This is a genomic window from Arthrobacter sp. FX8, assembly GCF_026723805.1.
In the GTDB taxonomy this organism is placed as follows: Bacteria; Actinomycetota; Actinomycetes; order Actinomycetales; family Micrococcaceae; genus Arthrobacter.
On the sequence record NZ_CP113505.1, the window covers coordinates 3507846 to 3518237 of the forward strand.

A 10392-nucleotide genomic window follows, 5' to 3' on the forward strand; every position below is an offset into this window, starting at 1 on the left:
ATGTATGTTGTCTCCCTCACCTACCGCGTGCCGCAGGAGATCGTCGACTTCCACAACGACGCCCACATCGCCTGGCTGCAAAAGGCGTTCGACGACGGTGTCTTCATTGCCGCCGGCCGCAAGATTCCCCGCACTGGAGGGCTGCTGCTCTCGCAGACTGAACGGGAAACCCTTGACGCGAGCCTTGCGCAGGACCCGTTCTACATCAACGGCGTGGCCGACTTCGAGGTGCTGGAGTTCCACGCCGGCCGGGTGGCCCCGGGGTTCGAAAACCTGTTGGACACCCCGCCCGCGCAAACCACCTAAGGTGACGCAGGCCGCTAGGGTGGGCTGCCGCCGTCGTACCCTTCTGCGGCGAGCTTCTTCAGGCCACCTTTCCGCGGCACCTTCACAGGCTTGGGCCAGCGCGGGCTGAGCCTGTCCCCCAGCGTCACCCCGCGGAGCTTGCGGCCAAAGAGCGGCAGGACCCAGTCATGGACCCAGCGCCGCTGGCGCCGTTCCCATTCGCGCAGGCCCAACCTTGGTGGTGGCTCCCAGTCCCTGGGTTTGATCTTGTGCGGCACGCCCAGCTGGTCCAGCACCTGCCCGGCCAGGTATTTGTGCCCGGCCTTGGACATGTGGAGCCGGTCAGAGTCCCACATCCTGGCGTCGTGGAAGGCATCCAGGCACCAGTAGTCCACCAGCACGGCCCCGTACTTTTCCGCGATGTCCCGCACCCGCTGGTTGTAGTAGGCGTTGCGTTTCTTCAACGGCTCCAGGAGCGCGGAAACCTTGACGTCGAACCCCGTGAAGAGGACCACTGTGGCCCCCGTGCCGGCGAGCTGGGCAACAAGCTGTTCATAGTCCGCCATGAGCGCGGGCATATCGGTCTTCAGGTCCAGGATGTCGTTACCGCCGGCGTACAGGGTCACCAGTGTTGGCCGCATCCGCAGTGCCGGCTCCAGCTGCTCGTCGATGATGTGCCGCAGCCGCTTGCTCCTGATGGCCAGGTTGGCGTACTTCCACCCCGGCTGCGCCTTGGCGAGCTTCTCGGCAACCCTGTCGGCCCACCCCCGCACTCCGTTGGGCAGCCGCTCATCCCGGTCCCCCACGCCTTCGGTGAAGGAGTCGCCAAGGGCCACAAACACCCGCCGCCCGGAGTCAGGAAGCAAGGATCCAGTCACCACCGCCCCAACGTAGCGGCGCTGGGAAAAGCAAGGACGACGCCGGGATGAACAGTAAGTGAGCGGGAGCCTGGGAAAGCGTTGCGGGATCCGGTGGAGCGCTTATGGCGTCCGGGACCCGCTGTCCGTCTGCATTCCTCCGTAAACCGGACGGAACTCCCAGGTGTAGGAGCCGTCCGCTTTCAGGCTCATCCTCAGGTGGCCCCAGGTATCACTGAACTTCCGCTGGACGTAGGCCGGGTTGCTCGCGAACGATCGGAGGCCGATACCGCCGGTGGACACCTGGAACTGCTGCATGCCGTCGGGGACGCATTGGTCGGCGTTGTTCACCGGGCAGGTCCGCTCATAGTTGTGCTGGGACCCGGACAGCAGGACTTTCACCCGGTTGTTCCAGAACATGTCGATCCAGGGCTTCGCCTGGGTGAAGCGCGTGTGGCTGGATGTGTCGGACGTGAAATACGGGTCGTGGTAGACGGCCGCCAGATGCTTCCCCGCGGCCTTGGCCGCCTTCAGGTCAGCGTCCATTTCGGCGGTCATCGCCTGCGCCCGGGCCACGTTGTAGCGCCATGTGGCCGTGGGCGCCACCAGGATATGCCAGTTCCCCTTATCGAACGAATACCACTCCAGCGCATCCTGGAACCGGCCCAGAGTGGTGCTGGTAGCGGACTTGGTGGCGTTGACGCACTGGCCGTCCATGAACCGGTCCACGTCATCGTTCACACCCGGCTCCACATCGTGGTTGGGGCCCGTGGTCCAGTACGTCTTGGCTTTCAACCCGCCCCACAGCGTGTTCCACGCTCCAAGCGCCGAGCAGGTCCCCTTGTCGTACTGGAAGTCGCCGATGGCAAGGAAATTATCCAACGAACCGTCGTTGAGGCCGCTGATGATGCTGGCAGCGTTCTTGCCGGACGCTGAACTCGTGGACGTATTTCCTGACGGGTTCATGTCGCCAACAGCGGCGAACTCGAAGGAATCACCCGCCGGCGGCGTGGTAGGCGCCGGGGTTGGAGTCGGGGTGGGGGTTGGAGTCGGGGTGGGGCTCGTCCCGCCGGCGGCCGGGTAGACACGTATCCAGTCCACGCGCATTTCCGCAGCACCGTCAGCAGTGGAATCAGGGAACCAGTCCAGTTGCAGCGTCTGGTGCATACTGCCCGGAGGCTCGTGGGTGGGGTCGGTGTCCTCGAACCACTTCACGCCATCCACGTATCCGACCATCCCGGCGGGGGACCAGTCCACTGCGTAGTTGTGGAACTGGGTCACGTCCAGCGTCTTGCTGGCCCTTGTCTGGGAGTTGCTGCAGGAGAAGTGCTGGAAGAAGTTGATCACGTTCCAGGCACCCGTTGTTTCCGCGTAATCCACTTCGCCGTCGCAAGGCCAGTTTCCGCTGTCCGGCCACAGGATCGAAACCATATGGTACTCATTGTCGCCCGACCCGGCGGCGCGGACTTCCCACCGCCCGTACTTTTGTTTGGCGAACTTCGCGGACATGCCGGCAGTGGTCCCGTCCGGGGTCCCGCTCATGACCATCTTGGAACCGTCCACTGTTACCTGCTGCGGGCTGCGGATGCCTTGGCCGGCGTGCCCTGCGCTGTTGTACACGCTCCATTTGGTGGCGTCCGGGGCTCCGGTGTAGTTGAACTCGTCCCCGGCCACAGGTGCGCCCCAGTTCTGCGTGGCAGCAGCCTGGACTCCGCCCGCATCAGCGGGCGCGGGCGCAGGGGTGGAGGTAGGGGTGGGGGTTGGCGTCGGGGCGGGGCTTGTCACCACGGCGTCAGCGGCGGTGGTGACCACCAGCTTTGGGCGGAGTGCCGCGTCCAGGGCCTGGTTCGATTTGAAGCCCAGCCATTTCTGCGCGCTGGATTCGAGCCGGAAGTTCTGCTCGCCGCCGGTGGCGCCGACGCCCTTGGTAACGTCCCATTCCACCCAGGCCCCCGTGGCGAACCCGCCGGCCTTGGCCAGCCAACTCCCGCGGGCCGGTGCGTTTTTCCAGGTGACGCCCGTTTCGGCCCATGTGCCGCTGGTGGTGTAAACGTCCACAAACTCGGTCGACGTTGCCGCCGCCTCAGAATATGCCCGCAGCTTTGCCGAGACGACGTGTTCCCCGGCGGGGACCTGGACGTTGAACCGCAGGAGACTGCTCCGCGAGATGCCTGTCCGGCCCTCCGTGGACCAACGCACACTGGTCCCGAAGTTCTCCGTTGGCCGGTCGGCCTGGACATAACTGTCGGCGGTCGGCGCGAATGTCAGCGCTCCCACCGCGTTCGCCACGCTGCCCACTACGGCAAGTGAGGCGAGCATGACTAAGAGTGTCAGGACGGAAACAGCTGGCCGCAGGATAGTTTTCATGGAATGAGACCTTAATGTTCCAGTTGAAATATCCGAAGCATACGCGTGTCACACCCTGTGACACAGCAATTTCCTTAATTGGCAATTGCTGAAAATTTGTGTTACTGCGCGGAGGCGCCGAGCGGGCCGGGGTTAGCCTTCGGCTTTGCCCTGCCGCCAGTAACCCATGAAGGCCACCTGTTTCCGGTCCATCCCCACGTCGCGCACCAGGTAGCGCCGCAGGTCCTTGATGACGGCGGCTTCGCCGGCGATCCAGGCGTAGAAGGGCATGGCGCCGGCGGGCATTCCGGGGTTGCCGGCGGCGCCGATGTCCCCCGTTTCGAGGCGTGCGGGGGTTTCCCAGAGGATGTCCGTGTCCACGTTGACGTCTTCGGGCTCCGGGCCGGCGCCGCCGCCGTCCGCTTTGATGCCCACCCAGCCCGGCACGGGGACTGCTGTGCGTACGGCCTCCTGCAGCAGCTGGCCGTGCGGCCGGGAGCGGCCGATGACGGCGCCGCGGGCAAGCCACGTGATCTCGATGTCCGCCGGGGACTGCAGGTCAAGGAAGTCGCCGGCCTGGGGAACCTCCAGGAGGGCGTGCCCGCTCATGTACGGCGGGAGGGTTTCGAGGATGGCGGAGATGGCGGGGACTGCGGTTTCGTCACCGGCAAGGAGGATGCGCTGGGCCAGGCCGGGCCGCCATTCGATGCCGGAGTATGTCCCGGCGGTGATGCAGTGGGCGGCACGGTTGTTGGGCCCGATGATGGTGAGGGCGTCACCGGGTTTGGCCTTCAGGGCCCAGTCCGCGGCCGGCCCGCTGTTGTGCGGCCCGTCCTTGTGCATCGCAAAGTCCACGTCGATCTCCGGATAGACCGCGTCCAGCCGCGCCTCACGGACGGTGTAGGTCCGCATCGAGCCGCGCACCTCCGGGTCCATGGCCAGCCAATCCCGATACCAGCCGGGCTGGCCGGTGTTGACGGCCGGCAGCGGCAGCTGCGAGCCGTCCGGGGCCAGGGACGGAATCAGGAGCTTGATCCGGAGGTCCAGGGTGTGGCCTCGGACGCCGAAGTCACGCAGCGCGTAGCCACCGAACGTGATCCTGCGGAAGGTGGGGCTGAGCTGCTGGACGGAGGAAACGGTGACCTCAAAGGCGAGACTCATCGGCTGGGTGGTCATCGGCTGGGCACTTGCCGGTTGTGCAGTTGCCGTTTGTGCTCGGGCGGTGTCGCGGGTCGTCATGGGACGGGCTCCAGTTCGTAGGCAGTGTGGTGGCGGCCGATGGGGATGATCAGCGGGGTGGCCGAAACGGGGTCCGGGATGACCCGGCTCTCCAGGCCGAAGACGTGGCGGACCAGTCCTTCCGTCACCACCTCGCGCGGGGACCCCACCGCTGTCACGGTGCCGTCCTTCATGGCGATGACGTGGTCCGCGTAGCGGGCCGCCAGATTGAGGTCGTGCAGGACGATTGCCACGGTGATACCCCGTCTGCGGTTGAGGTCCGTTACCAGGTCCAGGACCTCCACCTGGTGGGCCAGGTCCAGGTAGGTGGTGGGTTCGTCCAGCAGCAGGACGTCGGTTTCCTGGGCGAGTGCCATGGCAATCCAGGCCCGCTGCCGCTGGCCGCCGGACAGTTCGTCCACGTCGCGCCCGGCGAGGTCCAGCGTCCCGGTGGCTTCCAGCGCGCGCTGCACGGCGGCGTCGTCCTTGTCACTCCTGCTCCGGAAGAAACCCTGGTGCGGGTAGCGCCCGCGTCCCACCAGGTCTCGGACGGTGATGCCGTCCGGGGCGGTGGGGTGCTGGGGAAGCAGGCCGAGGGTCCGGGCCAGTTCACGGGCCGGACGGGTGTGGATGTCCCTGCCGTCCAGGGTCACGGTGCCGCCGGCGGGCTTCAGGAGCCGGGACAGCCCGCGCAGCAGGGTGGACTTTCCGCACGCGTTGGCACCCACGATCATGGTCACCCTGCCCTCGGGAATCCGGACGTTGAGCCCGTCCGCCACACAGCGCTGGCCGTACGTGAGCGTCAGGTCGCGTGCTTCGAGAACTGCCACGTCAGGCATCCTTTCGGTTGGCCGTGACCAGGAGCCACAGCAGGAAGGGGGCGCCGAGCGCGCCGGTGACAACACCCACCGGCAGGACGGTGCCGTCCAGGAACAGGGGGCCAGGTTGGCGGCGACATAGTCTGCCGCCAGGACAATCAGGGCGCCCACCAGGGCCGACGCCGGCAGGCTGGCCTTGCCGGCGAAGCGGCGGGCGATGGGAGCGGCCAGGAAGGCGACGAACGACACCGGCCCTGCGGCTGCCGTCGCAACTGCCGCCAGGGATACCGCGATGACCACCAGCGCCAGGCGTGCGGCATTGACGCGGACCCCCAGCCCGGCCGCGGCATCATCACCCAGCTCCAGGATGCGGAGCGGACCGGCGATGAGCACAACGGCGGGAACCAGCACCGCGAGCGCCAGGAACAGGACTCCGGCCCGGTCCCAGTTGGCGGAGTTCAGGGATCCATTGAGCCAGACCAGGACGTCGGCGGCAGTGCGGATGTCAGCGCGGGTCATCAGGAAGCTGACCACTGCGTGCAGGGCGGCAGCGATCCCGACGCCGGCAAGGACCAGCCGGTTTCCGGCGGCGCTCCCCGGCCTGCCCTGCGGGTGGCACCGCCGCTGGAGATCGCATGGATCAGGCCTGCCACGGCCAGTGCACCCGCCAGCGCCGCCCCGGAAACCAGCGCACCGGAGGCGCCGAAGATGACAATCGCAACCACCGCCGCCGCGCTGGCCCCGGAGCTGATGCCGATGACGTCGGGGCTGGCCAGGGGTTCCGCAGCATGGTCTGGAACAGGGCGCCGGCCAGCCCGAAGGCAGTCCCGGTCATGGTGCCGATGACGGCCCGCGGAAGCTTGTTCTCCATCACGATGAAGCTGGCGCCCGGAGTCCTGGCGCCGCCCGTCACATGGTTGAAGACGATGGTGAAGAAGTCCGGGACGGTCACCGTGTAGCTGCCCAGCAGGACGGATACGAAAAACAGGAGCACGACGGCGGCGCCCAGCACGGCGGTCCGGTTGCCGGCCCCCTTGGCCATCACAGCCCGGCCCCCTTTCCGCGGCGGATCAGCCACACGAACACCGGCGCACCGATGAGGGCGGTCATGATGCCGGCCGGGACTTCGCCCGGCGGCAGCACCACCCGCCCAAGAATGTCGGCGGCCAGGAGCAGGACCGGAGCCGCCACCAGGGAGAAGGCCAGGATCCAGCGGTAGTCGGGCCCGGTGAGGACACGCACGGCATGCGGTACCACCAGGCCCACAAAGCCGATGGGGCCCGCCAATGCCGTGGCGGTGCCGCAGAGCAGGACGATGCCCAGGGCCACCAGGGCCCGCGAGGGCCCGACGCGCCGGCCAAGCCCCCGCGCGATGTCGTCCCCCAGCGCCAGGCTGTTGAGGGTGCGGCCGGCCAGGAGCACGATGAGCGCACCGGCTGCCAGGATCGGCAGGCCGGGCAGGAGTACGGTCCAGTCACGGCCCGCGATGCCGCCCACCTGCCAAAAGCGGAACCTGTCCAGGGTGTCCTGGCTGGAGACCAGGATGATGTTCATGAGCGAGGACAGTCCGGCGCTGAGCGCGGCTCCCGCCAGCGCGAGCTTGACCGGGGTGGCTCCCTCGCTGCCCAGCGAGGCGATGAGGTATACCACCACTGCGGCAGCAGCGGCCCCGATCAAGGCGTACCAAACGTAGCCGGAGAAGGTGGCCACACCGAAGATGTAAATGCCGGCGACCACCGCCAGGGCGGCTCCGGCGTTGACGCCAAGAATGCCGGGGTCGGCCAGCGGATTGCGGGCAACTCCCTGCACTGCGGCCCCGGCCAGGCCCAGCGCGCCGCCGGCCAGCAGGCCCAGGACCGTGCGCGGAATGCGGGCCAGCACCACGGCATGGTCACCGTTGGCGGGATCGAACGCGGAAAGGGCCTGCCATACCGTCGCAAGGGGAACCTCCCGTGCCCCCACGGCCAGCGATGCCCCGGCCACCAGCACCAGCACGACGACGGCGCCGGCCAGCCAGGCGGATCGCGTTCCCGGCGCAACACCGCAGAGGGGAGCAACGGCTGCCCCGGCCGGCGCCTGGGTGCCCGTGCCGGCGGCCGGACGTACCGTCGTCGTACCCATGAAGGCGCGGCCCCTACTTCACTGCATCCGCCGCCGTGGCCAACTGCGGCAGGAACGTATCCAGCGACCACGGCAGGCTCAGCGGCGACGACGCCGAGATGGACAGGGTCAGGGTGTTGTCCTGGTCGGCCACCAGGGCGCCCTTCCTGATGGCCGGGATCTGCCCGAGCAGCGGATCAGCCTTGATGGCCTCCGCGGTGGACGCGTCGGGAACCCAGGTGACGAAGATGTCCGACTGCAGTTCGTTCGCCTTCTCGGCGGACCAGGAAAGGTAGAACTCCTTGGAACCCTTGGAGTTCTCCGCGACCACATGGGCCAGGGTCATGCCGATTTCGGTGAGGAAGCGGGGACGGTTGTCGTTGGCGGTGTAGACGTTGACGCCGTCACCCCGGGCGGGCTCCAGGTTGCCGTAGATAAAGCTCTTGCCCTGGATCTGCGGGTACTGGGAGACCTTGTCCTTAACGGTGGCCTCGGTGTCGGAGACCAGCTTGGCCGCTTCCGCTTCCTTGCCCAGGGCCTTGCCGATGATGGTGGTGGAGTCCTGCCACGAGGTTCCGTAGGCCACTTCCGGGTGCGCCACCACGGGGGCGATTTCGCTGAGCTTCCTGTAGTCCTCCTCGGTGAGGCCGGAGTAGGCGGCGAGGATGACGTCCGGGGCGAGCTTGGCGATTTCCGTGAAGTTGATGCCGTCCGCCTCCGAGTACTGCACGGGGGCCTTGGCCGATCCGAATCCGGCCCCCAGCTTTTCGAGCGCCGCGTCCTTCCAGGGGGTGGACCCCTTGTCATTGCCACCCCACTCGTTCCTGGGGATACCGACGGGCACCACGCCGAGGGCAATCGCGACGTCGTCGTTCACCCATGAAACCGTCGCCACGCGCGCGGGCTGCTTCTCGATGGTGGTTTGGCCGAATGCATGCCCGATGGTCACCGGGAACTGGGTGCTGCTGCCGGTGCCGCCCGTGCCAGCCACTGAAGAGGCCGGACCCGTGCTGCAGGCGGACAGGGTCAAGGCTGCCGCGGCGAGCACCGCAGCCGCCTGTCCGGCGGAAGAGAAAAGCGTCCGGCGGGTGGAGAGAGGGCCGGAAAAGAGGGGGATGTCACGGGGCTCCTTGGATCAGGCTGCTGGAAACTTAAGTAAGGCTAACCTATGTAAATGTCGATTACGCAACGTTTTTGTCACCTAATCCCGCAACGTGACAAAGGCCACATCCGCCATCAGGTTCTTGGACAGGGCGGGGCACATTTGGCAGGATTGCCTTGCCGGCAGGTCACCCTTACCAGGGCACGCTGAACAGAAACGGAACAACGGGAACAATGCGCATGCAAAAGGTCGTTCCGGCCGCCGCTGCCATGGGAAGCGGGGCGGCCGCTTTGGCCTGCTCCGCGGAGACTGACTGACTCCCCTGTTACCCCGGCCCGGCTTAGGGCCGCCCACCCTTTACGAAAGTTCAGCCATGCAATCAGTCACGCCCCAACAAATCCGTTCATCCTTCGTCAACGCCAGCCGCTCAGAAGCAGCCAAGCTGACACTGCCCAGGAACTTCGACGCCCTGGACTGGGACAGCCTGGAGTTCCTGGGCTGGCGCGATGAAAAGATGCCGCTGCGCGGGTACTTGGTGGTTCCCGGCCCCAAGGGCCTCACGGGCATCCTGCTCCGGGCGCCCGAAGGAGGAGCCAGGAAGAACCGCTCGGTATTGTGCGAACTGTGCCGGGATGTGTTCTCGAAGGAGGACGTGCTCCTTTGGGTCGCAAGGCGCGCAGGCCAGTCAGGACGCGACGGCAACACCGTGGGGACCCTGATCTGCGCCGACTTCCTGTGTTGTGGCAACGTCCGCAAGGAACCGCCGGCCAACGAGATCAACCCCGATCCGGCGGCCGTCGTGGTACGCCAGATCCAGGGCCTGCAGGACCGCACCGCGCAGTTCCTGGCCCGCGTGCAGAATAAGTAGGCGGGCAGCGGAAGCCCTCCATCACTCCGGTGACGGAGGGCTTCCCCATGTGCCTCAGCGGTAAGAGAAGCTCATCAGCAACGCCTTCAGTTTTTGGCCGTCCCCGCCCCAGTACCACGCCTTCGCCGCCTCGTCATTGGCAAACGGCGGACCGGTGAACAGCACGTCTGCGGCCAAAATGCGGTCGCCGAGCATGACGGGCCCGTTTTGCACCTTGCCGTCCGGTGACACCGGCAATCCCGCCGTCAGCCCCATGCGGTACTCAACGGCACCATTGACGTGATCGGCGAAGAACGACGAATGGGGCGTGGGAACTGCGTGGCCCACCAGCCCCGGCACAGGGTCCGCCGCAAGGACAAACCTGGCATCAGGACCGGCCACGGCGTCACCCACCTGGCTGTAGTAGATGTTGACCCGCCCGGCGCCGTTGGCACCAATGACGGCGGCCGTTTCCACCGGGGGTGATGCGGAAACCTGCTCATGTACCACGCGCCAGTCCGCCGGATGGGCAAAGGACAGCCGGCCATCGGGGAAGGTATAGGTCACCATCCCGGCAGGAGTGGGCGCGGACGTGGGAGCAGGCGAGGGCGGCGGAACGGCAGTCTCCGTGGACGCGCCCCCGCTCCCTTCGGGGGCGTAGTCCGCGCAGGCGGCGAGGGACAGCGCCGCTGCGGCTGTTATCACAAGGAGGATTGGAGCGGGGTGCCGTGGGCGCATGGGGGTGCCTTTCAAGAGGACGCCATCGTTCTCTCGGAGAAAGTGCGGACCCAGCATCCTGCAGTACCTATGGGATCTACT

General features: G+C 66.9%; 9 protein-coding genes and 1 pseudogene. 2 read left to right on the top strand and 8 right to left on the bottom strand.

Translation table 11 applies throughout. The features are described 5' to 3' along the window. Nucleotides 1-306 carry a YciI family protein gene (locus tag OUO20_RS16345; RefSeq protein WP_268002173.1) on the top strand — a complete coding sequence of 102 codons (306 nt, stop codon included), beginning with the start codon at nucleotides 1-3 and terminating at the stop codon, nucleotides 304-306. Nucleotides 307-320: 14 nt separating this feature from the next. On the opposite strand, the gene OUO20_RS16350 is transcribed toward OUO20_RS16345, so the two are convergent. The 7 genes and pseudogenes from OUO20_RS16350 to OUO20_RS16380 all read right to left on the bottom strand — a co-directional run bounded on the left by OUO20_RS16350 (nucleotide 321) and on the right by OUO20_RS16380 (nucleotide 8741). Then, nucleotides 321-1166 carry an SGNH/GDSL hydrolase family protein gene (locus tag OUO20_RS16350; protein WP_026266174.1) on the bottom strand — a complete coding sequence of 282 codons (846 nt, stop codon included), beginning with the start codon at nucleotides 1164-1166 and terminating at the stop codon, nucleotides 321-323. 99 nt (nucleotides 1167-1265) lie between these two features. Continuing rightward, complete coding sequence (locus OUO20_RS16355; protein ID WP_268002174.1) at nucleotides 1266-3461, bottom strand: CBM96 family carbohydrate-binding protein; 2196 nt, start codon at nucleotides 3459-3461, stop codon at nucleotides 1266-1268. 180 nt (nucleotides 3462-3641) lie between these two features. Continuing rightward, on the bottom strand, nucleotides 3642-4664 hold the full coding sequence (locus tag OUO20_RS16360; RefSeq protein ID WP_268002175.1) for a siderophore-interacting protein: 1023 nt from the start codon (nucleotides 4662-4664) through the stop codon (nucleotides 3642-3644). A gap of 59 nt (nucleotides 4665-4723) precedes the next feature. Continuing rightward, entirely contained in the window at nucleotides 4724-5536 is an 813-nt protein-coding gene (locus tag OUO20_RS16365) for an ABC transporter ATP-binding protein (RefSeq protein ID WP_268002176.1), read from the bottom strand. A gap of 1 nt (nucleotide 5537) precedes the next feature. Next, nucleotides 5538-6566, bottom strand: a pseudogene (locus OUO20_RS16370) (FecCD family ABC transporter permease). Beyond that, the gene (locus tag OUO20_RS16375; RefSeq protein ID WP_268002177.1) at nucleotides 6566-7645 is read right to left on the bottom strand and encodes a FecCD family ABC transporter permease; all 1080 of its coding nucleotides are present in this window, start codon (nucleotides 7643-7645) and stop codon (nucleotides 6566-6568) included. Before OUO20_RS16375 ends, OUO20_RS16370 begins: the two are co-directional and overlap by 1 nt. A gap of 13 nt (nucleotides 7646-7658) precedes the next feature. Further along, complete coding sequence (locus OUO20_RS16380) at nucleotides 7659-8741, bottom strand: iron-siderophore ABC transporter substrate-binding protein (RefSeq protein ID WP_268003453.1); 1083 nt, start codon at nucleotides 8739-8741, stop codon at nucleotides 7659-7661. Between the two features lie 358 nt (nucleotides 8742-9099). Here OUO20_RS16380 and OUO20_RS16385 point away from each other — a divergent pair, with 358 nt between their 5' ends. Continuing rightward, on the top strand, nucleotides 9100-9594 hold the full coding sequence (locus tag OUO20_RS16385) for an FBP domain-containing protein (RefSeq protein WP_018771917.1): 495 nt from the start codon (nucleotides 9100-9102) through the stop codon (nucleotides 9592-9594). 54 nt (nucleotides 9595-9648) lie between these two features. Here the strand turns inward: OUO20_RS16385 and OUO20_RS16390 are convergent, their stop codons facing one another. Continuing rightward, nucleotides 9649-10311, bottom strand: coding sequence for a hypothetical protein (locus OUO20_RS16390; RefSeq protein ID WP_268002178.1), 663 nt, complete (start codon nucleotides 10309-10311; stop codon nucleotides 9649-9651). Between the last annotated feature and the right edge of the window lie 81 nt (nucleotides 10312-10392).